The following is a 22,954-nucleotide window of genomic DNA, read 5'->3' as shown; positions in this document are numbered from 1 at the left end:
CCTTATTCCTCCAGTTGTTGAAGACTGCGGCTGCGAATCTCTTGTTGCAGCTTCTCAATCACTTCACTTACGTCCAGGCTGCCCAGGTCTTTACCACGGCGGGTGCGAACGGCAACTTTGCCTGCTTCCACCTCTTTATCACCACAGACCAACATATACGGGACACGACGTAAAGTGTGCTCGCGGATTTTAAAGCCAATCTTCTCATTTCTCAAGTCTGCTTTTACGCGAATGCCCGCATTTTGTAGTTTCTGCGTCAATTCTTTAACGTAATCCGCCTGAGAATCGGTAATGTTCATCACCACGACCTGCACTGGCGCAAGCCAGGTTGGAAAGAAGCCAGCGAACTCTTCGGTCAGGATGCCGATGAAGCGCTCCAGAGAACCGAGAATAGCACGGTGAATCATTACTGGTACCTGACGTTCGTTGTCTTCGCCAACATAAGAGGCGCTTAAACGCTGCGGCAGGGAGAAGTCCAGCTGTACAGTACCGCACTGCCATGCGCGATCGAGGCAGTCATACAGGGTAAATTCAATTTTCGGACCGTAGAATGCGCCCTCACCCAGCTGGTATTCGAACGGAATGCCGTTCTCTTCCAGCGCCACGGCGAGATCCGCTTCTGCGCGATCCCAGGTCTCATCGCTGCCGATACGTTTTTCCGGACGCGTTGAGAGTTTGACCACGATCTTCTCGAAGCCAAAGGTGCTGTACATATCGTAGACCATACGAATACAGGCGTTAACTTCGTCACGAACCTGATCTTCAGTACAGAAGATATGCGCATCATCCTGAGTAAAGCCACGAACACGCATCAGACCGTGCAGCGCACCTGATGGTTCGTTACGGTGGCAGCTACCGAACTCCGCCATACGCAGCGGCAGGTCGCGGTAGGATTTCAGACCCTGGTTAAAGATCTGAACGTGACCCGGGCAGTTCATTGGCTTGATGCAGTATTCACGGTTCTCAGACGAGGTGGTGAACATCGCATCTTTGTAGTTGTCCCAGTGGCCGGTTTTTTCCCACAGCACACGGTCCATCATGAACGGGCCTTTTACTTCCTGATACTGGTACTCTTTCAGCTTGGAGCGTACGAACGTTTCGAGCTCACGGAAGATGGTCCAGCCGTCGTTATGCCAGAACACCATACCCGGCGCTTCTTCCTGCATGTGGTACAGGTCAAGCTGCTTGCCGATTTTACGATGGTCACGCTTCGCCGCCTCTTCCAGGCGCAGCAGGTACGCGTTCAGGGCTTTTTTATCGGCCCACGCGGTACCATAGATACGCTGCAACATCTTGTTGTTGCTGTCACCGCGCCAGTAGGCGCCGGCGATCTTCATCAGCTTAAAGTGATGACAGAAGCGCATGTTCGGCACGTGCGGTCCACGGCACATGTCGACGTATTCTTCGTGATGGTACAAGCCAGGCTTGTCATCATGGGAAATATTTTCGTCAAGAATAGAGACTTTATAGCTCTCGCCGCGCTTCACGAAGGTTTCACGCGCTTCGTGCCAGCTGACTTTCTTCTTGATGACGTCATAGTTCGTTTCGGCGAGCTCGTGCATACGTTTTTCGAGCGCGTCGATATCTTCCTGAGTCAGAGTATGGTCAAGGTCAACGTCGTAGTAGAAACCATTGTCGATAACCGGACCGATCGCCATTTTGGTGTTTGGCCACAGCTGTTTGATGGCATGACCTAACAGGTGCGCGCAGGAGTGACGAATGATCTCCAGACCTTCTTCGTCTTTCGCGGTGATGATGGCAAGCGTCGCATCGTTTTCAATCAGGTCGGAGGCATCCACCAGCTCACCGTTAACACGGCCAGCAATAGTCGCTTTCGCGAGACCAGGTCCAATGTCCAGGGCAACATCCATTGGGCTAACAGCACGGTCGAAATGGCGTTGGCTGCCATCAGGAAGAGTAATTACAGGCATTTTATATCCTTATTTGCAGTGATGCCCCACACATAAGAGCATATACAAAGAAAATAATCGTGATTTGACAATAGATTACGAAACCATCTGACCAACAATCGTCAAATTGGTTCGTCATCATTTACCTGCCGAATTCAGATTAATTCGGATTTACGGCAAGCGACGTAATGTTAACACTAACGGAAAGGAGATTGCACCCTCTGCGGCCAGATTGATGGGCTGGCACTTTCGTACGAATTTGCAGGTTGCTTCTCCCCTGCGCTCGCATTTCGAAGATGCTGGGCTACTCTTGAACAGGTCCTTAAACCCAAAGGTGCATACCATGAACGTATCCAGTAGAACGGTTGTGATATTGAACATCCTTTCCGCCACAGGTTTATTGTTGATTCTCGCCGAACGATTCCACTGGTTCTGAGCCAAACCCTACGCTGGCATAACCCAATCGATCCTGAAAAGGGGCATATTTCGGCCCTGTTTGGTAGACTGTGGATATTAACGAACAAGGATTAGGTTATGCCAACAAAACGATTTGCCGTAAAACACTGGAAAATGGTGCTGGTGCTGATTGCCATCTGCGGCGCAATGCTGCTACTCCGTTGGGCGGCAATGATTTGGGGCTAGGTGCGAATGCAGGTCATCAGAAGGGACATCAAAAAGTTACAGACAATAAACGGGCCGACATCATCATCGGCCCGCTTTTATTACATTCTATAACCCAGTGAAACCGTGGTTCTGCGGTCGGTATGATCCGGCGCAGATTCTGGTGGTGAAGAGTTCCAGGTCACGTTGTAGGCGAGTTTCAGACCAAAGTGTTCGTTGATAGCCACGTTAAGCGCCGTCTCAGAGTTCAACGTCGTATCGTCGGCACCAAATACAGAAACACCCTGGGTAAATTTGGTGTTGTCAGTCATCTGCCAGGCATAGGTACCGGAAGCGTAACCGAGCGGTTGAGTTTTGGTATCGCCATTGGTGTATTCGTCATACCGCACACCCGGACCGAATTCAAAACGGAAGCTGTGTACCGGTCCGTTCAGGAACTGACGACCATAACCGGCGGTGAAGACATCGCGCTGGCGATAACCGTTGTAACGGTCAGTTAACCAGCTCCCCTGACCAAACAGATAGTCATAGTCGGTCATGTTGTAACGGCTACGTCCGCCTACCGCATATTTCTCGGAAGAGCGTTCGTCGTTAGCGGAAGTGTTGCTGGCATTACCCCACAGAGACCAGGCGGTAGTATTACCGTACCATGTGAGCGTACTGTCCGCCGTCAGAGAAGAGCTTTTCGTGTTACCGGATTGTGCCAGGTACCCAGCATTCAGGTTACCTTCAAACGGTTTTTTCGCGGTGGATGGATCGTCCATGACAGTAAAAACGGAATCATCAGCGGTCGCGTTCATAGCCGCAAACACGCCACCCGCCAGCATCAGTGCAGCGGGCACTGTCTTTAAAAGCTTCATTTTATTAAGGAGTCCGTACAACAAAAAAAGAGACCACACGGTCCCGGAATCTTTCTTGAGGATCAATGACAAGGCGTCCAGAGAAAGGTAACAAATTATAAAAAGCCGCAAATAACATAGCAATGTTTTCTTATTTCATTTTTTGAATAAGAACGATCTCAAAAAGCGTTTTATTTTATATATCTCCGGCCTGACTTTTATTCAGTATTCATATTTAAAATCATACTGTTATTTACATTGCCTTCCTGACAAATGGTGCCAGACTAAAAGGAACCCATGCTAAAAGGAGGTAATGATGGTTTCTATCTACACCCTGACGCTCTCCCCTTCCCTTGATTCCGCCACCCTGACGCCGCAGATTTACCCGGAAGGTAAATTGCGCTGTAGCGCCCCGGTCTTTGAGCCTGGCGGCGGCGGGATCAACGTGGCACGCGCCATTACCCATCTCGGCGGCAAAGCCACGGCCATTTTTCCCGCAGGTGGTGCTACCGGTGAACACCTGGTCTCTCTGCTGGCCGATGAACAGGTGGCCGTAGACACCGTCGAGGCGAAAGACTGGACGCGGCAAAACCTGCATGTCCACGTGGGATCCAGCGGCGAACAGTACCGGTTTGTCATGCCGGGCGCGAAACTTACCGATGACGAGTTCCGTCAGCTTGAAGAAAAAGTGCTGACGATAGAAAGCGGCGCGCTGCTGGTGGTAAGCGGCAGCCTGCCGCCTGGCGTCAGCACGGAAAAATTGACGGCGCTGATTCAGGCTGCACAGCAACGCGGTATCCGCTGCATCGTTGACAGCAGCGGCGAGGCCCTGCAGGCGGCACTGGTGCCGGGCAATCTGGAGTTGGTCAAACCCAACCAGAAAGAGTTAAGCGCGCTGGTCAACCGCGAACTGACGCAGCCTGACGATGTTCGCACCGCCGCGCAGGAGCTGGTGCGCAGCGGCAAAGCGCGGCGCGTAGTCGTCTCCCTTGGCCCTCAGGGGGCGCTTGCAGTTGATGAATCGTCATCCGTTCAGGTTGTTCCGCCGCCGATGAAGAGTCAGAGCACGGTTGGCGCGGGTGACAGCATGGTGGGCGCGATGACGCTCAAACTGGCGCAGGGCGCGTCTCTGCTCGAAATGACACGCTACGGCGTGGCGGCGGGTAGCGCCGCCACCATCAACCAGGGCACGCGTCTCTGTTCACTTGCCGATACGCAAAAAATCGTCGATTACCTGTCCCGAAATTAACGCCTGTTCCCCTTCGTCTTTACGGAGGGGAATGTCATCACCGAGTCGCCAAACGCAAACTATCGACTATGCTAAGAAAACTTCCATGATAACAATGAGGTGAATTATGAGCAGTGGTGACATCACACGCTACGTCGTGACCATCAACCTTCATGAGGCATCGCTGACCGAGCTGAATGAGCTCAACAATGCGTTTACCCGGGCTAATTTTCTCCTCACGCTGACGGATGACGAAGGCAATATTCATGATTTAGGCACCCTGACATTTGGTCTGATCGGCGCCCTGAGCCAGGAAGAGGTTCAAGCGCTGGCCGCCAGTCTGGTGGAGAGCGTGACCGACAAGCCTGGCGAAATTAACGTGGAAACCTGGGAAAGCTGGCGAAAAAAAGAACAATAAGTGCGCTGCATGAATTTAAACCGCTCAGGTGTGCGTTAGTTCGTATTTTTTTACCGCAATTATGCGCTAACTTTATGATCTGGCAGACAACATGGGAGAGTGAACATGTGGCAGGCTATCAGTCATCTTTTACGTGAGCAGCTGGGTGAAGGTGAAATTGAACTGCGTAACGAACTGCCAGGCGGTGAGATCCACGCCGCGTGGCATTTACGCTACGCAGGGCGCGATCTTTTCGTTAAATGCGATGAACGAGAGCTGCTTCCGATATTTACCGCCGAAGCCGATCAGCTGGAGCTGTTGTCGCGCAGTAAAACGGTGACGGTCCCACAGGTTCTGGCCGTAGGTAGCGACCGCGATTACAGTTTCCTGGTGATGGAGTACCTCCCCGCCCGTCCGCTGGACGCGCATAATGCATTCATTCTTGGCCAGCAGCTAGCGCGCCTCCATCAGTGGAGCGACCAGCCGCAGTTTGGGCTCGATTTTGACAACGACCTCTCCACCACGCCACAACCCAATGCCTGGCAGCGTCGCTGGTCGACTTTTTTTGCCGAGCAGCGCATTGGCTGGCAGCTTGAACTTGCCGCCGAAAAAGGGCTGGAATTTGGCAATATTGATGCCATCGTCGAGCACGTGCAGCAGCGCCTGGCCTCCCACCAGCCTCAGGCGTCTCTGCTCCACGGCGATTTGTGGTCCGATAACTGCGCGCTGGGTCCCAACGGCCCCTACATCTTTGACCCGGCCTGCTACTGGGGTGACAGAGAGTGCGATCTTGCCATGCTGCCGCTTCATCCGGAGCAGCCGCCGCAGATATACGACGGATACCAGTCTGTTTCCCCCCTGCCGCCCGGTTTTCTCGACCGGCAGCCGGTGTATCAGCTTTATACCCTGATGAACCGAGCCATTCTTTTTGGCGGAGAACACCTTGTTAACGCGCAGCGGGCACTTGAGCGTATGCTTGCCGCCTGAGACGCGAACGGGTGGCTATGCAGCCACCCGTGTCGCTTACAGAAAACCGAGCAGTGAGAAGAAGAAATATCCCGCCACAATGATAATCACGGGAAGAATATAGAGCGGGAAAATTTGCAGGAAAATGGTGTGACGCGGCACAACAATGCGGGATTCAATCTGCTCCCGACTCATGCCTTCCGGGCCTTTGGCCTGCTCCAGAATCAACTGATCCTCAACGCCTTCGCGTAAAAAGCGCGTCTGACGGCTCATTCGCGCCCCAGAGGCCTGCAGTGCCAGCGCGACAAAGATCAGGGCGTATATCACCCAAAAGCCGATATTCAGCTGTTGATGAAAATCCGGGGTGGGTGAGTTAAACCAGAAGACATTCAAAAATGGCGTATTGAAACGCATCATCTCAATCATAACATGCGCAAAATCAAGCATTACCGCATTGATACCCGGCTGTTTTTCGCTGTGGTCGTACATAAATTTGAGTACAGAAATCAGCGTAGAAATGACGGCAGGAATAAAAATCACCCAGCCTGCAATACGTTTTAAGACCGCAATGCGTCCAGCTTGTTGATACGTCATCAGTTCCTCTTCATAAAGACGCGTTATTTGTGCCTAAGTCTACCTGCTGGTCATCAATTTCGCCCGCTCTTTAAAAGCAATATGCTAAATTGCAGATTGTGCTTAGCACTTATCGTCTGTCGTACACCCTGGATAAGGAGACGTTGTGATGTCGACACCGCGCCAAATACTTGCCGCAATTTTTGACATGGATGGATTACTGATCGATTCCGAACCGCTGTGGGATCGCGCCGAACTGGACGTTATGGCCAGCCTGGGCGTGGATATCAGCCGCCGTAATGAACTACCCGATACGCTGGGCCTGCGCATCGACATGGTGGTTGACCTGTGGTTTGCCCAACAGCCGTGGACTGGACCGGGGCGAGACGAGGTGACCGCACGCATTATCAGCCGTGCCATTTCGCTGGTGGAAGAGAACAAGCCGCTGCTGCCCGGCGTACGTGAGGCCGTCGCGCTGTGTAAAGCCCAGGGGCTGAAGGTCGGACTGGCCTCGGCTTCACCGCTGCATATGCTGGAAAAAGTGCTCGTCATGTTTGAACTGCGCGACAGTTTCGACGCGCTGGCGTCCGCTGAAAAATTGCCTTACAGCAAGCCGCACCCGCAGGTCTATCTAGACTGCGCCGCTAAGCTCGGCCTGGATCCCCTCAACTGCGTTGCGCTGGAAGACTCCGTTAACGGCATGGTCGCCTCTAAAGCCGCGCGGATGCGCTCCATTGTGGTGCCTGCGGAAGAAGGACGCCACGATCCCCGGTTTGCCCTCGCCGATGTGAAGCTAAATTCACTGGCAGAACTCACGGCGCATCATCTGCAGGGCGGTTAACGCCCTCCTCCGGTTTGTGACAAACAGTTACACCGTCACCTCTTCCGCCTACTGTATAAAAACCCTATACTGTATGAATTGACAGTTTTGTGGGTTTTATCATGACGGCGGAAGGCCACCTGCTTTTTTCAATCGCGTGCGCAGTATTTGCCAAAAACGCTGAACTTACCCCCGTGCTGGCACAGGGGGACTGGTGGCATATTGTTCCTTCCGCCGTATTGACCTGTCTGCTGCCCGACATCGACCACCCCAAGTCCTTCCTGGGACAGCGCCTGAAGTGGGTGTCTAAACCCATCGCCCGCGCGTTCGGCCACCGGGGGTTTACGCACAGCCTGCTGGCCGTGTTTGGCCTGCTGACGCTGTTCTATTTAAAAGTGCCCGAAAGCTGGATCGTCCCCGCTGACGCTATCCAGGGGATGGTGCTGGGCTATTTAAGCCATATCCTTGCCGATATGCTGACGCCTGCGGGCGTGCCGCTACTTTGGCCCTGCCGCTGGCGTTTCCGTTTTCCCATCCTTGCGCCGCAAAAAGGTAACCAGCTTGAGCGGGTATTGTGCATGGCGCTGTTTGCTTACGCCGTCTGGATGCCGCAAACGTTGCCCGAAAACAGTGCAGTCCGCTGGTCTTCCCAGATGATTAATTCGCTGCAATTTCAGTTTAATCGCTTTATTCATCACCAGATTGAACAGTAAACCAACAAATTTATCCCATTTGTCATAACCCATTCCATTTGGATATAAGCGCTACATCACACTTCTGCTAACCTTCCGCCAACAGGATCGGTAAAAACCGACCCGATAATAAATCAGGAGAACGGGGATGAATTTTCCACTCATCGCGAACGTCGTTGTGTTCGCTGTATTGCTATTGCTTCTCGCGCAGGCGCGCCACAAACAGTGGAGCCTGGCGAAAAAGGTGCTGGTTGGTCTGGCCATGGGTGTCGTATTTGGTCTGGCATTACAGGCAATTTATGGCTCCGATAATCCAGTTCTTAAAGATTCCATTCAGTGGTTCAACATCGTCGGTAACGGCTATGTCCAGCTGCTGCAGATGATCGTTATGCCGCTGGTGTTCGCCTCTATTCTGAGCGCCGTTGCCCGCCTGCATAACGCGACTCAGCTGGGAAAAATCAGCTTCCTGACCATAGGTACGCTGCTGTTCACCACGCTGATTGCCGCGCTGGTGGGTGTGCTGGTCACCAACCTGTTTGGCCTGACCGCAGAAGGCCTGGTTCAGGGTACCGCTGAAACGGCGCGTCTGACCGCGATTCAAACCAACTACGTTGGTAAAGTGGCTGATCTGACCGTGCCGCAGATGGTGCTCTCCTTCATTCCGAAGAACCCGTTTGCTGACCTGACCGGTGCGAGCCCAACCTCGATCATCAGCGTGGTTATTTTCGCCGCGTTCCTGGGCGTAGCGGCGTTGAAGCTGCTGAAAGACGACGCGCCTAAAGGCGAACGCGTGCTGACCGCGATTGATACCCTGCAAAGCTGGGTGATGAAGCTGGTACGTCTGGTGATGCAGCTGACCCCGTACGGCGTGCTGGCGCTGATGACCAAAGTGGTTGCCGGCTCTAACCTGCAGGACATCATCAAGCTGGGCAGCTTCGTTGTCGCCTCTTATCTGGGCCTGGGCATTATGTTCGTGGTGCACGGCATCTTGCTGGGCGTGAACGGCGTCAGCCCGCTGAAGTACTTCCGTAAAGTCTGGCCGGTACTGACCTTTGCCTTCACCAGCCGCTCCAGCGCCGCGTCTATCCCGCTGAACGTGGAAGCGCAGACCCGTCGTCTGGGCGTGCCTGAATCCATCGCCAGCTTCTCTGCCTCCTTTGGTGCTACCATTGGTCAGAACGGCTGTGCGGGTCTGTACCCGGCGATGCTGGCGGTGATGGTTGCTCCTACAGTCGGCATCAACCCACTTGATCCGGTCTGGATCGCCACGCTGGTCGGGATTGTTACCGTAAGCTCCGCAGGCGTTGCGGGTGTTGGCGGTGGCGCAACCTTCGCCGCGCTGATTGTGCTGCCTGCGCTGGGTCTGCCCGTGACGCTGGTCGCCCTGCTGATCTCCGTTGAACCGCTGATCGACATGGGTCGTACCGCGCTGAACGTGAGCGGCTCCATGACCGCCGGCACGCTGACCAGCCAGTGGCTGAAGCAGACCGACAAAACGATTCTGGAAAGTGAAGACGACGCCGAGCTGGCGCACCGTTAATCACCGTCTGAAATAAAAAAACCGCCTGATGGCGGTTTTTTTATGGCTGTTATTCCTCAACCTCTTCATCCTGGCGGATCTGCATCGCCCATCGCTGCGCTGACTCCGGCACCGTAAAGGTGGGTGAGCGACGGAAATGTTCGCCGATCAGCACAAAGGCCACGTATTTCCCCCGCAGCAGCCAGACATCGCGAAAACCCTCCACTTTCAGGGCATGGTCAGGCGGCGCGGGCTCAACGCGGGGCACATAGCTAATTACCTGGCGGTTTTGTTGACGAAGAGGTTTCATAAGCGACTGGTTCACTAAAGCAAATTCTTGAAGCAGGAAAACTCTATGATAGCCGATCCTGCTGCCTTCCGTCGCGCCCCGAGTGGGTGAGAGGGCTCCTTTCGTTAATCACGTCATATGAAAACTCTTAGTTCGCGAGCCATCTCGCGACATTGTTCTATCCTTAATAGGGTTTTTAGCAATGGATAAAGGAGAAGCGTGCAATGTCGAACAAAGATAAAACACATCAATCACCGATTCATGGCACTGAAGAATCTCAACCGGGTATGGACTCTCTCGCCCCTGCTGACGGCTCTCACCGCCCCTCGCCTGGCCCTTCCGCGCCGGGAGAACAGCCTACCGCACCGGGAAGCATGAAATCGCCGGATACGGGAAACGAGAAGCTGAAATCTCTTGAGCCACACCGTAAAGGCGGCGAAGGTTTTGCGCTCACCACCAATCAGGGCGTACGCATTGCTGACGATCAGAACTCCCTTCGCGCAGGCGCGCGCGGGCCTACCCTGCTGGAAGACTTTATCCTGCGGGAAAAAATTACCCACTTCGACCACGAGCGGATACCGGAACGTATCGTCCACGCGCGCGGTTCCGCTGCGCACGGCTACTTCCAGCCCTATAAGAGTCTGAAAGCGATCACTAAAGCGGATTTCCTCTCCGACCCGGATAAAATCACCCCGGTGTTTGTGCGTTTCTCCACCGTGCAGGGCGGTGCGGGGTCGGCAGATACCGTCCGGGATATCCGCGGCTTTGCCACCAAATTTTATACCGAAGAGGGGATTTTCGATCTGGTCGGCAACAACACCCCGGTGTTCTTCATTCAGGATGCGCATAAATTTCCTGACTTTGTCCATGCGGTAAAACCGGAGCCCCACTGGGCCATACCGCAGGGACAAAGTGCGCACGACACCTTCTGGGACTACGTCTCCCTGCAGCCTGAAACCTTGCACAACGTGATGTGGGCGATGTCAGACCGCGGCATTCCACGCAGCTACCGCACCATGGAAGGGTTTGGCATCCACACCTTCCGGATGATCAACGCCGAGGGGAAAGCCACGTTTGTGCGCTTCCACTGGAAGCCGGTAGCGGGTAAAGCCTCGCTGGTGTGGGACGAGGCGCAGAAGCTGACCGGGCGCGATCCGGACTTCCATCGCCGCGAGCTGTGGGAGTCCATTGAAGCGGGCGACTTCCCGGAGTACGAGCTGGGTCTGCAGCTCATCCCGGAAGAGGACGAATTTAAGTTCGATTTCGATCTTCTGGACCCGACGAAGCTGATCCCGGAAGAGCTGGTACCGGTGCAGCTGGTAGGTAAAATGGTGCTCAACCGCAACCCGGATAATTTCTTTGCCGAAAACGAGCAGGCCGCGTTCCACCCGGGGCATATCGTGCCGGGGCTGGACTTCACCAACGATCCGCTCCTTCAGGGACGCCTGTTCTCCTATACCGATACGCAGATCAGCCGACTCGGCGGGCCGAACTTCCACGAAATTCCGATTAACCGCCCAACCTGCCCGTACCATAACTTCCAGCGCGACGGGATGCACCGTCAGGATATTGATACCAACCCGGCTAACTATGAGCCGAACTCCATCAACGATAACTGGCCGCGTGAAACCCCTCCCGGGCCGAAACGCGGTGGCTTCGAATCGTACCAGGAGCGTATCGATGGCAACAAAATTCGCGAGCGTAGCCCCTCGTACGGCGAATATTACGCCCACCCTCGCCTGTTCTGGAACAGCCAGACGCCGATTGAGCAACAGCACATCATCGGCGGCTTCAGCTTTGAGCTGAGCAAAGTGGTGCGCACCTACATCCGCGAGCGGGTAGTCGATCAGCTGGCGCATATTGATATTCAGCTAGCCCAGAGCGTTGCGGATAACCTGGGCATTACGCTGACCGACGAGCAGCGCAATCTTGCCCCGCCGAAAGAGGTTAACGGGGTGAAAAAAGATCCGTCTCTGAGCCTGTATGCGGTGCCGGGCGGCTCGATTAAAGGCCGCGTGGTCGCCGTTCTGCTGAACGACAAAACCCGCGCCAGCGACGTGCTGGGAATTATGCAGGCGCTTAAAACCCAGGGCGTGCATGCCAAACTGCTCTATTCCCGCATGGGTGAAGTGACGGCCGACGATGGTTCTGTGCTGCCGGTCGCGGCGACCTTTGCCGGTGCGCCATCGCTGACCGTCGATGCGGTAATTGTGCCGGGCGGGGATATTGCCAGCCTGCTGACCAACGGCGACGCCGTCTATTATCTGCTGGAAGCCTATAAGCACCTGAAGCCGATCGCGCTGTCCGGCGACGCGCGACAGTTTAAGGCGCAGCTGAAGGTTGCCGATCAGGGTGAGGACGGCATTGTCGAGGGAGATAACGTTGACGATGCCTTTATGACGAAGCTGTTTGTTTTGCTCGCCGCGCACCGCGTCTGGTCGCGAAGCAGCAAGATTGACCAGATACCGGCGTAAAAAAAGCCGGGTGGCGCTTGCGCTTACCCGGCCTACATTCGATTGGTTTTGTAGGCCCGGTAAGGTAAAGCCGCCACCGGGCTTTATTTCAAAGATCCCCGAACGTCCCCAAACGATACCCTCGCTCGGCAATCGCGTATTTCAACGACGGCGACGTCAGGACATCCAGCTCCGCCAGGCGCGGCCAGCAGTAGGCGCTTTTATGCACGGTGTTATCGACAAAGGCAGGATGCGCCATGACCTCCAGCGACCGTTCCCCTCGCGCGGCGGAATCATCCAGCACCTTCAGGAACAGCGCGTCGTCAATCTCGTCGCCGTAAAATGCGCTGCTGAACCCCTCTGTGGTGGTGACAGCGCAGTCCGGCAATCCGCGCACCTCCCGATCTACGCGCATCGCGACGCCGTTGCGCTTTGCGAAATCAGCGACAATCGGGAAAATCGTCGGGATCATATGCACGTGGTGATGGCTATCGATGTGCGTCGGCGCCCTACCAAACACATCAACAAAGCGGTTGAACTGACTCTCCAGCTCGCGGGCAATCTCTTCGAGCGGCAGAGCACCCTGCTCTGCCAGTTCCCAAATCCATTTGCCCAGCTGGCCGTCGCGCGTCAGGCCCGGCATTGGAGAAAGCGGCATCCCGAGCGTCAGTACAAAATGCATGCCGACGCCCAGCTCCGGCACCTCGCGGCTCAGCTGCGCCGAGTGTTCAACCGCCTCACCATTAACCAGCGCCGTGGTAGAGGTCACCACACCCCGGCGACAGGCTTCAATAATGCCGTAGTTCTGGCCTTTCGAGAGGCCAAAATCATCAGCATTAACGATCAGCAGGTTTTCCATTGTGCGTCCTCTTATTGCTGTTTGAACTTCAGCTTCTCGATCGTAGCGGCAAAGTTTGGCAACCATTTCTCATGCGCCAGGATCATCTCGCTGGCCAGCTGCTCCGCGTCGCGGTCGGAATGCACCAGCGGGCTAAGGTTCAACGCCAGCAGCACGTCATTGAGTTCGCCGCTTAGCGCCGCATTGCTTGCCGCCACTTCAAAGCCTTTGATGGTATGAATCAGGCCCATGACCTTGTCATCGAAGCGGGTGATACGGGGATGCGGTTTAGCACCCTCGCGCCCCAGGATGCAGGTCATCTCAACCGCCCAGTCAGCCGGAATATTGTCGATATGTCCATGATGCGGCACATTCACATAGTGCTCCGCCTGCTTGTCGTTGTAGATGGCGTTGATCACTTCGCACGCCGCATCGGAGTAGTAGGCCCCGCCGCGCTGCTCCAGCTCTTTCGGTTTGACGTTCAGGTTCGGATCTTTATACAAATCGAACAGCTGCTTCTCGACCTTCTGAACGATCTGCGCACGCGCGCCGCCCTTATAGTACTCGCCCATTTCGATGGCCAGCATCTCTTTCTGCTTGAAGTAGTAAAGCAAATACGAGCAAGGCAGCAGATTCAGCGAGCGGATCAACCCTTCGCTAAACGGCAGGTCAAAGATGTTTTTCACCGATGCCGCCGTCAGGCGACCGGAAGCCACGCCGTCCAGCAGTTCGGCAAACCGTGATTTACCGTTCACGATAACGTCTTTAATGAACACCATGTGGTTCAGGCCGAACAAATCGATGGAGAGGTCGTCGCTGTCGGTCAGCTCCAGCACGTCGCGGATGAACATCTTCATGCCGATCGGAATATTACAGACGCCGATAAAACGTTTGAAGTTCGTATGCCGATAGACCGCCTCGGTCACCATCCCGGCCGGGTTGGTGAAGTTAATCACCCACGCGTTCGGGCAGATCTCCTGCACGTCTTTGACGATGTCGAAAATGACCGGGATGGTACGCAGGCCTTTAAAAAGGCCGCCCGCGCCGTTGGTCTCCTGCCCCAGATAGCCATGGCTCAGGGGAATACGTTCGTCCAGCTCACGCGCTTTCAGCTGGCCGACGCGCAGCTGGGTGGTCACGAAATCCGCATCTTTCAGCGCCAGACGACGATCGAGGGTTTTATGCACGGTCAAAGGCACGCCGGCTTTTTCCACCATGCGCTTGCACAGGTCGAAAATAATATTCAGCTTTTCCTGACCTTCCTCAACGTCCACCAGCCATAATTCGCTGACTGGTAATTCATGATAACGTTTCAGAAAGCCTTCCAGTAATTCCGGGGTATAGCTGCTGCCGCCACCAATGGTTACGACTTTTAATTTATTCTGCATAATATCTCCCTTAGCGTATCAGGTTAATCGCCTGCAAGGTATAGCGTGCTCTTCCCGCTATTTGGGCAAGCCATTAAAGCAATATTCGTGGCGGGTAATCCGCCGACAGTTAATTAATTACCGTTAAATTTTTCCGGTAACTGTTCGGGGTAAATGACGTCAATTTCTTAAAGGTTTTAATAAACAGGCTGGGACTGCTGTATCCTGACTCGTATGCAATATCGGTGACAGAATAGTTGGTGATTTCCAGCTGTTTTTTAGCAAAATTAATGCGGATTTCATTAATAATTTGCACGGGCGTTTTACGATAATAACGCTGCGTCGCGCGGGTCAGATATTCCTGGGATTTCCCCGACAGGGAGACCATATTTTCCAGCGCATTTTCGCTGAACTGGCCTTTATCGTGCATCAGCTCAACGGTGCTGCGCAGCCACTGTGGAATATCATCCGTTACCTGCTGCTCTTCCCGATGGTGGCGCAGCCGGTTCATCACGTAGAAGGTCACCGTTTCAATAAACTCATCAAATTCATTGTCGCGGAAGTTAAGCGAGGCGATAACCGTTTCAATCCAGGTCATGAACTCGTTTTTGACCCGATAGACCTGAGAGGCCACAAAGCAGAACGGCACCAGCGGCAGATAGTGCTTCTCGAAGAAACGTCTGCTGACGCCCACGTTCAGAATGCGGGTGGCACCAAATTCGTAAAAGCTCTGGTGGTAAGACCCCATCGGCAGGAAGACGAAATCCCCTCGTTCAAGCAGGACGCGCTTACCGTTGATCTCCTGGTAGTAGCGACCGGTCAGAACAATCGTGAACTCGTAGTAGTCATGCTGGTGCAGACCGCTGGCGCTCTCCGTTTTGTTGTAGATAACCACGTGAAAATTTTTGCCGTTAAACAGCTGCTGTTCAAGCGCGGTTTTGATTTCCATCGTGCTGACCTCCTGCTACTCAGTCTGACTTACTGCATCTTCTCGTGAAGCTCAATGAGCTCCGCCACCAGCTCGCGCGCCAGCATCGAGGTCATCAGGTGATCCTGCGCGTGGACCAGCACCAGGCTGACCTTCATCTTTCCTTCGCCCTGATCGCTTTCAATCAGCTTTGTTTGCACCAGATGCGCTTCGTTAAGCGCCGTGCGGGACTGTTCCATCATGGTTTTTGCCGCGGCGAAATCCCCCTGCTTGGCCTGCTTCAGTGCGCCATAGGCCAGGCTGCGGGCCTGCCCGGAGTTGATGATAAGCCCCATCACCACTTCTTCGAGATCGTTCTCAACGGCTTCGTCTGCGACAATACTATCCAAATCTAACATGTTTAAGCTCCTTGTGGCTGGCGCGGGTTTCCCCGCGCCGGTCAATCTTAGAATTTCAGTGAGAGGGCAATATCCTCTTCGCTCTCTTCTTCATCAATGATGGTGGCGGCTTTGTTGGCAATCGCCACGAACGGCATGTACAGCAGGGTGGCAACTCCGAGGTTGAATATCGCCAGCAGGAAGGCCGCGACGCTGCCGTTGGTGTTGAAGAAGGCGCCCAGACCCGCCGGCATGGTCCACGGCGCAATGTTGGTGACCGGTGGGATGATGCCCATGTAATACGCCGTCAGGGTGATAGCGGCCAGCAGCGGCTGAATCAGGATGAACGGAATGAACATTACCGGGTTCATGATGATTGGCAGACCGAACAGAATCGGTTCGTTAATCTGGAAGATGCCTGATGGCAGCGCCAGCTTAGCGACCTGACGGTAGTCAGCACGGCGAGAGACAATAAAGACCGCGATGATCAGACCCAAGGTCGCCCCGGTACCGCCCAGGAAGATATAGGAGTCAAGCATCGGCTTCGCCCACACATGGAAGGTTTTACCCGCTGCCAGCGCCGCGTCAACGGAGCCGTACTGTTGGTAAAGCGCAACGTTTTCCAGTGCCCATGGGGTCATAATTCCGCTGTCCAGCGCGGCCAGTGCCAGTGAACCATGCACGCCAAAGAACCACAGCAGAGAGGTAAAAATCACATACGCCCAACCGACCACGCCACCCATCGACGCCAGCGGCGTAGAGATAGAGTCCATGATGATCTGGTGGAAGTTTGTGCCCCAGTGGGAGAGCGCCCAGGCGATAATCCCCATGATGGAGAGAATAATGAAGCCCGGAATCAACGCGGAAAATGAACGAGAAACAGAAGCCGGTACGCTATCCGGCAGGCGGATAACCCAGTTGCGGCGGATAATAAAGGTGAACATCTCTGCCACCACCAGACCGATAACAATACCGGAGATGATGTTGGCCCCGCCCAGCCAGTTGGCACCGACGGCATAGGCTTCACCCACGCTGTATGGCGTTACGGTCATAAAGGCGGCGACGGATAATAACCCGGCGGCCAGCGGATCCACCTTACGCTCTTCTGCCAGTGCCATCCCAATAAAGAAAGGCGCCATCAGCGACATAATCCCCAACGTACCGTTATAGACGTTGCCGCCGATGGCTTTAAAACCATTAAGGGTTTCAATAGTAGAAGCGTCTAACCGAATTCCTAATGAATAAAAGAAGGAACCTTCACCAAAGCTCAGAAAAACGTTGTTAATTAAAACGAACATGGCCCCGGCCAGCGTCAACGGCATTAATTTAATAAAGCCGTTTTTGATGGCATTAACGTGAGGCTGCTTTCCTATTTTAACAGCAAAAGGAAGGAGTACCTTTTCAAGTGAAGCGATGACTTTACTCATAGGAAAATACCCTTAAATGCCGTAACGCATGTTACGGCGTATTGTGTGTGAAATAACTCTTTGACGGGAAAAATAAAAATTAATTAGCAGCTTTTTTAATGGCTGCCACAGCAGCTTTAAGAACACCTAAACCATCAATTTTGCCGTACAGCCCCGAGTCGATCACTTCGACCGGTTTATTCGGTAACAGTCGTTGAATTTCGGGCAACATATAGGCGATTTGCGGTCCCAGTAAAACGACATCGGCTCTCTGACCTTTTTCGCCCGCCAGCGTCTCGGGGAACGCTTCAATCACCACAGGGACTTCATACTTTTCAGCCTGCGCACGCATCTTTGAAACCAGAAGCGAGGTTGACATGCCCGCTGAGCAGAACAGGTAGATATGTTTCTTTTCCATCGTGATTTCCCTCTTGTATGACTACCTGCCATCGCGCTATCACTCGACTCGCTGTCCCAGCAGACAGGTAGCTTGCGTACTGTTGTTTATCGTTGGAGTGAGTATACGCAATGGTACAGACAGGGGATAATTCTGGATAGACTCAAATTGTCTCTCATTGACCTGGCTTGTTGACTCCCTTCACATTTCGGGCAAATAATTCGCGCAAAGAAATAAGATTTTCTGATGCATAAAAAAACCGGCCCTGGGGGCCGGTTTTTTACATCCTCAGGCAAGCAGGGTTACTGCGCCTTAGGTGCCTGCGGATCGGTATCGTATTCAGCACAGGTCTGATAGCCGGAGTTAATCACATGGCCGGTATCATCCAGGGCGACAAAGTAGGTTTCTGCCTTACCATCACGTTGACCCAGGATATAGGTCTGGCAGGTCCCTTTCGCATGAATCATGGTCACTTCAGAAGAAGGTTTACCGGCAATCGCAGCCACCTGCGAACGGGTCATCCCTTTTTTAACGTCTTTTACTACGGGCTGCGTAAACTGATCCTTAGTGCGATCGTAAGCCGTACACCCTGCCAGCATAGTCAGTACCGCCGCTGCGCTAAGAATTCCTGCTACGTTCTTGTTCATATTCCGTCCTCTTGTTTATCAGCGTGTTATCTAAGCATGGGATAAAAAGTACTATTGTTCAACTTTGTGAGTTACGCCAGACGAATTTCGGAAAATTCTAATAAAACAACGATAAGCTGCTAAATCGGCGCAAATTAGCGCACTCGAAACTGTGATCCTTGTCGTTTCTCGCCCAAAGGGTTAGTTTTAACAGCTAACACATTCTGTTTATGTACTGCATATGGAGGGCGTGATGGCTCTGCAACAAGAGATTATTCAGGCACTGGGCGCGAAGCCTACGGTAGATGCACATGAAGAGATCCGCCGCAGCGTGGATTTTTTAAAATCGTACTTAAAAAAGAACGCTTTCCTGAAATCCCTGGTGCTGGGCATCAGCGGCGGCCAGGATTCTACCCTGACCGGTAAACTCTGCCAGATGGCGATTTCAGAGCTTCGCGAAGAGACGGGCGATGAGACGCTGCAGTTTATCGCTGTGCGCCTTCCTTACGGCGTACAGGCGGACGAGCAGGATTGCCAGGATGCCATTGCCTTCATTCAGCCTGACCGCGTGCTGACCGTGAATATTAAGGGCTCGGTGCTGGCAAGCGAGCAGGCGCTTCGCGAAGCGGGCATTGAGCTGAGCGATTTTGTTCGCGGCAACGAGAAAGCCCGCGAACGTATGAAAGCACAGTACAGCATCGCAGGGATGACCAAAGGCGTCGTGGTCGGCACCGACCATGCGGCAGAAGCGATCACCGGTTTCTTCACCAAATACGGCGACGGCGGCACCGACATTAACCCTATCTTCCGTCTCAACAAGCGTCAGGGCAAGCAGCTGCTTGCCGCGCTGGGCTGTCCTGAGCATCTGTATAAGAAAGCGCCGACAGCCGATCTGGAGGACGATCGCCCTTCCCTGCCGGATGAAGCAGCGCTTGGCGTCACCTATGACAACATTGATGATTATCTGGAAGGCAAAAAGCTGGATGAACGTACCGCGAAAATCATCGAAGGCTGGTATCTGAAAACCGAGCACAAGCGCCACACGCCCATTACGGTGTTTGACGACTTCTGGAAAAAATAAAGCAAAACGGTAACCCCGTTTTGTAGGCCGGGTAAGGCGTCGCCGCCACCCGGCTCTTTTTTAACCACCACACTCCTGCTACACTGTATACCTGAACAGTATATGGAGCAGTATGTGAGCAGGCGTCAATCCGCCCCGCGTCTTGAGTTTGAAGCGGCGGCTATCTACGAATATCCCGAGCACCTTCGCCCCTGGCTTGAAGCATTGCCTAAACAGCCGGGCGTGTACATCTTTCACGGCGAAAGCGACACCCTGCCGCTCTACATTGGCAAGAGCGTTAACATTCGCAGTCGGGTGTTATCCCATCTGCGTACCCCGGACGAGGCCGCCATGCTGCGCCAGTCGCGACGCATTACCTGGTTCCAGACGGCCGGAGAAATGGGCGCGCTATTGCTGGAAGCGCGTTTGATTAAAGAGCAGCAGCCGCTGTTCAATAAGCGCCTGCGCCGCAACCGTCAGCTCTGCTCCCTGCAGATCAACGATGGCAAGCCGCAGGTCGTCTACGCGCGCGAGGTCGATTTTTCACATGCCCCCAATCTCTATGGGCTGTTCGCCAATAAACGCGCCGCGCTCCAGGCGCTGCAGACGCTGGCGGACGAGCTGCAGCTTTGCTACAGCCTTTTAGGTCTGGAGGCAACCACCCGCGGACGCGCCTGTTTCCGATCCGCGCTGAAGCGCTGCGCCGGTGCCTGCTGTGGGAAAGAGAGCATTGAGGCGCACCACGCCCGGCTCCTCTCCGGTCTGGGGGCCATCAGCGTGAAGTGCTGGCCCTGGGAAAGCGCCGTTGCGCTAAAAGAAGTGGGTGACGCGATGACCCAGTATCACATCGTCAATAACTGGCTCTGGCTGGGCGCTGTCGACGACATCAACGACGCGGCAACCCTGCTGCGCACGCCCGCCGGATTTGACCACGATGGCTATAAAATTCTCTGTAAGCCGGTATTAGCCGGTAAATTTGAGATCATTGTGCTCAATGACCTGGCAGCCACGTGATTTCGCTGAACAATAAGGTGCCCTGAGCCTCCAGCAGACGCAGCGTATGGGTACCCTCCTCCCAGCTGGCGCCCTGATCGGCCGTCAGAAATTTATCACCCAGCTGCCACGCCCCGCTTAACACAAATATCACGCCCCCGCGTGAGCCAAAGGTGGTAAAGGTACGGTCAGCCACGCGCACCTTCGCCCGGCAGCAGTCGCGCCGGGTCATGATGTTGAAGTCCATCGCCATCCGCCCATCGGACAGCAGCGCTTTCACCGGCAGATCGCCGGCAAAGCTGTAGGGCTGATGGTGCTTGAGGGTATGGAAAAATGCCTGACCGGCATCCAGCGTCACCTCCCCTCCTTCCAGTAACGTGATCACCCGGTCAACGCCTGGAAACGAGGAAAATTCGCCGTTGCTTGCAATAGTCGCGATACTGGCACGCCATTGAAAATCCCGCGTCGCGGGAGGGAAACAACAAATCTCACGCGTTTCACCCGCACCATTGCGCCAGAGGCTGACCGGCATCTTACGGATATCAAAGAACTCCATCACCACTCCTGAATGGCACAACCCGTGCCAGGGCAAGGATATTGCTATCGTTGCTGTCTTGTTTGTTATCGTTGGGTATTCACAGAAACAGTATCGGCAGCAGAGCGGGCAGGCCTTAGCGGAACGTTAATAAAAATTCTAACGCCATGACTCTACAAACATTCTCTGATGCGACTACAGGAGCATACCGCGCTGGCGGCGGCAGACAAGAGGGCAGGAAAGAAAAACCGCCGGTCCTGTCCACAGCGATTGCGCTTTTGTGGACAGGATCCCGGCGGTCTTAAGAGAGTGAACCGATTATTCGGTTGGTGCTGGCATTTTACCTTCCATCGCCGGACGTTCTGTCAGACGCTTCTCAAAATTCGCATTAAATTGTTTTTTCTGTTCAGGGGTCAGAATGTTGTAGATCTTGTTCTGGGTTTCCATGTGAGCCAGCATGCGGGCTTTGTGCTCCTCGGCCATTTTGTCGATCTGCGCTTCGGCTTTCGCCTTATCGAAGCTGTCGCTGGCGATGATGTCATGCATCGCGCGACGCTCTTCAAGCGGTGGACGTTTCATCTGGTCGCGTTCGCCTTTTCTGATGTCGCGGATCTGCTGCTTCTGCGCATCCGTCAGGTTGAGATCCTTAAACATCATCATCTCGTTGTGCATACCCGGACCTTTATGATGCATCATCATTTTGCCTTCAGCAGGCGCGGCAGGTGCAGTGGTCGCAGTATCTGCGGCGAACGCCATGCTGGTAGCGCCCAGAGCCAGGGTAGAAGCAACAAACAGTGCAGTAAACTTACGCATAATTTATTTCCTTTCTTTCAGTTATTCTTCGGCGCTATGCCGTGTTGACGAGATTAACTTTACGGGGTTTATCGTCAATTAGTCAGAGCAACGGTAAAACAATGAAAGTGTAAAAAACAAATTTTCGCCAAATGTGGAGGAAATAAGGATAAAGCGTGGAGAGTTGCAACCAAAAATATTCAATACGATGATTTTAAAGCGATTTTGCAGAAGTATAACGGAGTGAAGGTGAATAATAAAGCAATTCACCAGGAATATTCTGCAAAACACGTTCACGCGCTTTAATTGCTAAGAAAAGGTATTTAACTTCCCCTCCCGGATGATGAGAGGGGAAAGGTTCAGGATATTTTTTCCAGCATCAGCCCGGCCCGCAGGCCAAACGCGACGGTTGGGTTAGGGAATAAAACATACTCGGTGGTTTTCTGCACCTCGTAACGTTCCTCGCCATCCTCGGCCAGCAGCGCCCCTTTGCGGAACGGGGTGAAGTTGAGTGTGTGTGCGGCCATGTGGAGCAGGAAGGCGTCGCTGCGGCGCGTGATCTGCTGTACGACCCGGTAACGCTCAACGGTCTGATGCGTAGGCTCGGGAGCCAACCCGCCCAGCAGCGCCCGCAGGGCGAGATGCGTTGGCGCAAAGCGGGTAAGATCGTTTTGCCCAAACGGCAGCGCTTTCCCCAGCTCCAGCGTACAGGACAACGCCCCAAAGTGCTCACAGGTGAAGTGCGTAAAGGTTCCGCCCGGCGACTGGTGAAACACCAGCGCCTCCAGCCCGGCGTCTCCCAGCCAGCCCAGGAAATCTTCCTCCCACGGCTGATTGCGCTGCGGCAGAACGCCGAAGCGAACGTGGTAGGACGCGCGAATTGCCGTGTGCAGATCCAGATGCCAGCGCACGGGTCCCGCAGCGGCAAAAAACGGGGTCACGATGTTCTCCAGCCACTGTGCCCGCGCCGTTTCGTCACTCTGCGGAAACTGCGACCAGCGCCCGCCGAACATGCGGTTGATATCGCTGACCAGATACCGCTTGTTTTGCGCCAGCGCAGGCGGATTGCCGAGCACCACCAGCACGCGGCACTTCAGGGTAATCTCATCGCGATACAGCGCGCGCAGCAGCAGATCGACAATCTCAACGGGCGCCGTTTCATTCCCGTGGATACCCGTTGAAAGCAGCAGCGAGAGATCGCTTTTTGCTGTCGGCGTCAGCTCAAGCACCCCGCGGCCCAGCCACCGCCAGCGAAATGAGGGGCCCTCCCCCTCTTTCTGTTCCGGTGTCTCATCGGCCAGGGTCAGCGCCAGTAAATTTTCCATATC

The 22,954-nt window shown here is 54.2% G+C and carries 25 protein-coding genes; 11 read left to right on the top strand and 14 right to left on the bottom strand.

The window, feature by feature from the left end:
• Positions 1–2: 2 nt before the first annotated feature.
• The gene (gene thrS / locus AB3N39_RS08555; protein ID WP_008500657.1) at positions 3–1,931 is read right to left on the bottom strand and encodes a threonine--tRNA ligase; all 1,929 of its coding nucleotides are present in this window, start codon (positions 1,929–1,931) and stop codon (positions 3–5) included.
• 214 nt (positions 1,932–2,145) lie between these two features.
• On the opposite strand from thrS, the gene yncL reads away from it, so the two are divergent.
• Both yncL and yniD read left to right on the top strand, forming a co-directional pair.
• Complete coding sequence (gene yncL / locus AB3N39_RS08550; protein WP_047651957.1) at positions 2,146–2,346, top strand: stress response membrane protein YncL; 201 nt, start codon at positions 2,146–2,148, stop codon at positions 2,344–2,346.
• 98 nt (positions 2,347–2,444) lie between these two features.
• Positions 2,445–2,552: a small membrane protein YniD gene (gene yniD, locus AB3N39_RS08545; RefSeq protein WP_008500658.1), complete on the top strand. Its 108-nt coding sequence runs from the start codon at positions 2,445–2,447 to the stop codon at positions 2,550–2,552.
• Between the two features lie 80 nt (positions 2,553–2,632).
• On the opposite strand, the gene AB3N39_RS08540 is transcribed toward yniD, so the two are convergent.
• Complete coding sequence (locus tag AB3N39_RS08540) at positions 2,633–3,391, bottom strand: YdiY family protein (protein WP_111965612.1); 759 nt, start codon at positions 3,389–3,391, stop codon at positions 2,633–2,635.
• A gap of 295 nt (positions 3,392–3,686) precedes the next feature.
• On the opposite strand from AB3N39_RS08540, the gene pfkB reads away from it, so the two are divergent.
• The 3 genes from pfkB (at position 3,687) to AB3N39_RS08525 (ending at position 5,982) form a co-directional block, all read left to right on the top strand.
• Positions 3,687–4,619, top strand: a complete 933-nt coding sequence (pfkB, locus tag AB3N39_RS08535; protein ID WP_127732767.1) for a 6-phosphofructokinase II — start codon at positions 3,687–3,689, stop codon at positions 4,617–4,619.
• A gap of 106 nt (positions 4,620–4,725) precedes the next feature.
• Positions 4,726–5,016 carry a type V toxin-antitoxin system endoribonuclease antitoxin GhoS gene (ghoS, locus tag AB3N39_RS08530; RefSeq protein ID WP_136194712.1) on the top strand — a complete coding sequence of 97 codons (291 nt, stop codon included), beginning with the start codon at positions 4,726–4,728 and terminating at the stop codon, positions 5,014–5,016.
• Between the two features lie 105 nt (positions 5,017–5,121).
• On the top strand, positions 5,122–5,982 hold the full coding sequence (locus AB3N39_RS08525) for a fructosamine kinase family protein (RefSeq protein ID WP_024909435.1): 861 nt from the start codon (positions 5,122–5,124) through the stop codon (positions 5,980–5,982).
• A 36-nt stretch (positions 5,983–6,018) separates the two neighbouring features.
• Here the strand turns inward: AB3N39_RS08525 and AB3N39_RS08520 are convergent, their stop codons facing one another.
• Positions 6,019–6,555 carry a YniB family protein gene (locus AB3N39_RS08520; protein WP_023311291.1) on the bottom strand — a complete coding sequence of 179 codons (537 nt, stop codon included), beginning with the start codon at positions 6,553–6,555 and terminating at the stop codon, positions 6,019–6,021.
• Between the two features lie 148 nt (positions 6,556–6,703).
• On the opposite strand from AB3N39_RS08520, the gene hxpB reads away from it, so the two are divergent.
• From hxpB to AB3N39_RS08505, 3 genes are all read left to right on the top strand, one after another.
• Entirely contained in the window at positions 6,704–7,375 is a 672-nt protein-coding gene (gene hxpB / locus AB3N39_RS08515; RefSeq protein ID WP_127730474.1) for a hexitol phosphatase HxpB, read from the top strand.
• 101 nt (positions 7,376–7,476) lie between these two features.
• Positions 7,477–8,067 carry a metal-dependent hydrolase gene (locus tag AB3N39_RS08510; RefSeq protein WP_014883483.1) on the top strand — a complete coding sequence of 197 codons (591 nt, stop codon included), beginning with the start codon at positions 7,477–7,479 and terminating at the stop codon, positions 8,065–8,067.
• 127 nt (positions 8,068–8,194) lie between these two features.
• Entirely contained in the window at positions 8,195–9,586 is a 1,392-nt protein-coding gene (locus AB3N39_RS08505; RefSeq protein WP_111965608.1) for an L-cystine transporter, read from the top strand.
• Positions 9,587–9,635: 49 nt separating this feature from the next.
• Here AB3N39_RS08505 and cedA read toward each other — a convergent pair whose 3' ends face one another.
• Positions 9,636–9,875, bottom strand: a complete 240-nt coding sequence (gene cedA / locus AB3N39_RS08500; RefSeq protein WP_024909438.1) for a cell division activator CedA — start codon at positions 9,873–9,875, stop codon at positions 9,636–9,638.
• A 203-nt stretch (positions 9,876–10,078) separates the two neighbouring features.
• Here cedA and katE point away from each other — a divergent pair, with 203 nt between their 5' ends.
• Positions 10,079–12,328, top strand: a complete 2,250-nt coding sequence (gene katE, locus AB3N39_RS08495; RefSeq protein WP_367897208.1) for a catalase HPII — start codon at positions 10,079–10,081, stop codon at positions 12,326–12,328.
• 88 nt (positions 12,329–12,416) lie between these two features.
• Here the strand turns inward: katE and chbG are convergent, their stop codons facing one another.
• The 7 genes from chbG to osmE all read right to left on the bottom strand — a co-directional run bounded on the left by chbG (position 12,417) and on the right by osmE (position 18,267).
• A complete protein-coding gene (gene chbG / locus AB3N39_RS08490) occupies positions 12,417–13,166 on the bottom strand; it encodes a chitin disaccharide deacetylase (RefSeq protein WP_133294209.1) in 750 nt (249 codons plus the stop codon).
• Between the two features lie 11 nt (positions 13,167–13,177).
• On the bottom strand, positions 13,178–14,533 hold the full coding sequence (locus tag AB3N39_RS08485) for a 6-phospho-beta-glucosidase (protein WP_133294208.1): 1,356 nt from the start codon (positions 14,531–14,533) through the stop codon (positions 13,178–13,180).
• A gap of 109 nt (positions 14,534–14,642) precedes the next feature.
• The gene (gene chbR, locus AB3N39_RS08480) at positions 14,643–15,461 is read right to left on the bottom strand and encodes a transcriptional regulator ChbR (protein WP_029740446.1); all 819 of its coding nucleotides are present in this window, start codon (positions 15,459–15,461) and stop codon (positions 14,643–14,645) included.
• A gap of 29 nt (positions 15,462–15,490) precedes the next feature.
• On the bottom strand, positions 15,491–15,838 hold the full coding sequence (gene chbA / locus AB3N39_RS08475) for a PTS N,N'-diacetylchitobiose transporter subunit IIA (RefSeq protein ID WP_111965604.1): 348 nt from the start codon (positions 15,836–15,838) through the stop codon (positions 15,491–15,493).
• Positions 15,839–15,885: 47 nt separating this feature from the next.
• Entirely contained in the window at positions 15,886–17,244 is a 1,359-nt protein-coding gene (gene chbC / locus AB3N39_RS08470; protein ID WP_032657878.1) for a PTS N,N'-diacetylchitobiose transporter subunit IIC, read from the bottom strand.
• A gap of 79 nt (positions 17,245–17,323) precedes the next feature.
• Positions 17,324–17,641: a PTS N,N'-diacetylchitobiose transporter subunit IIB gene (gene chbB, locus AB3N39_RS08465; protein WP_111965603.1), complete on the bottom strand. Its 318-nt coding sequence runs from the start codon at positions 17,639–17,641 to the stop codon at positions 17,324–17,326.
• A 281-nt stretch (positions 17,642–17,922) separates the two neighbouring features.
• Positions 17,923–18,267: an osmotically-inducible lipoprotein OsmE gene (gene osmE, locus AB3N39_RS08460; RefSeq protein WP_010430142.1), complete on the bottom strand. Its 345-nt coding sequence runs from the start codon at positions 18,265–18,267 to the stop codon at positions 17,923–17,925.
• 232 nt (positions 18,268–18,499) lie between these two features.
• On the opposite strand from osmE, the gene nadE reads away from it, so the two are divergent.
• Both nadE and cho read left to right on the top strand, forming a co-directional pair.
• The gene (gene nadE / locus AB3N39_RS08455) at positions 18,500–19,327 is read left to right on the top strand and encodes an ammonia-dependent NAD(+) synthetase (protein ID WP_111965602.1); all 828 of its coding nucleotides are present in this window, start codon (positions 18,500–18,502) and stop codon (positions 19,325–19,327) included.
• A 114-nt stretch (positions 19,328–19,441) separates the two neighbouring features.
• Positions 19,442–20,320: an excinuclease Cho gene (gene cho, locus AB3N39_RS08450; protein WP_133294207.1), complete on the top strand. Its 879-nt coding sequence runs from the start codon at positions 19,442–19,444 to the stop codon at positions 20,318–20,320.
• Here cho and ves read toward each other — a convergent pair.
• The 3 genes from ves to astE all read right to left on the bottom strand — a co-directional run bounded on the left by ves (position 20,298) and on the right by astE (position 22,951).
• Complete coding sequence (gene ves, locus AB3N39_RS08445) at positions 20,298–20,855, bottom strand: environmental stress-induced protein Ves (RefSeq protein ID WP_348942677.1); 558 nt, start codon at positions 20,853–20,855, stop codon at positions 20,298–20,300. The genes cho and ves overlap by 23 nt on opposite strands.
• Positions 20,856–21,152: 297 nt before the next feature.
• Complete coding sequence (gene spy / locus AB3N39_RS08440; RefSeq protein ID WP_143344995.1) at positions 21,153–21,647, bottom strand: ATP-independent periplasmic protein-refolding chaperone Spy; 495 nt, start codon at positions 21,645–21,647, stop codon at positions 21,153–21,155.
• 338 nt (positions 21,648–21,985) lie between these two features.
• Positions 21,986–22,951: a succinylglutamate desuccinylase gene (gene astE, locus AB3N39_RS08435; protein ID WP_143344994.1), complete on the bottom strand. Its 966-nt coding sequence runs from the start codon at positions 22,949–22,951 to the stop codon at positions 21,986–21,988.
• Positions 22,952–22,954: the final 3 nt, after the last annotated feature.

The sequence above is a fragment of the Enterobacter vonholyi genome (genome assembly GCF_040834095.1).
Lineage (GTDB): Bacteria > Pseudomonadota > Gammaproteobacteria > Enterobacterales > Enterobacteriaceae > Enterobacter > Enterobacter vonholyi.
This window is presented reverse-complemented; position numbering and strand designations above follow the sequence as displayed.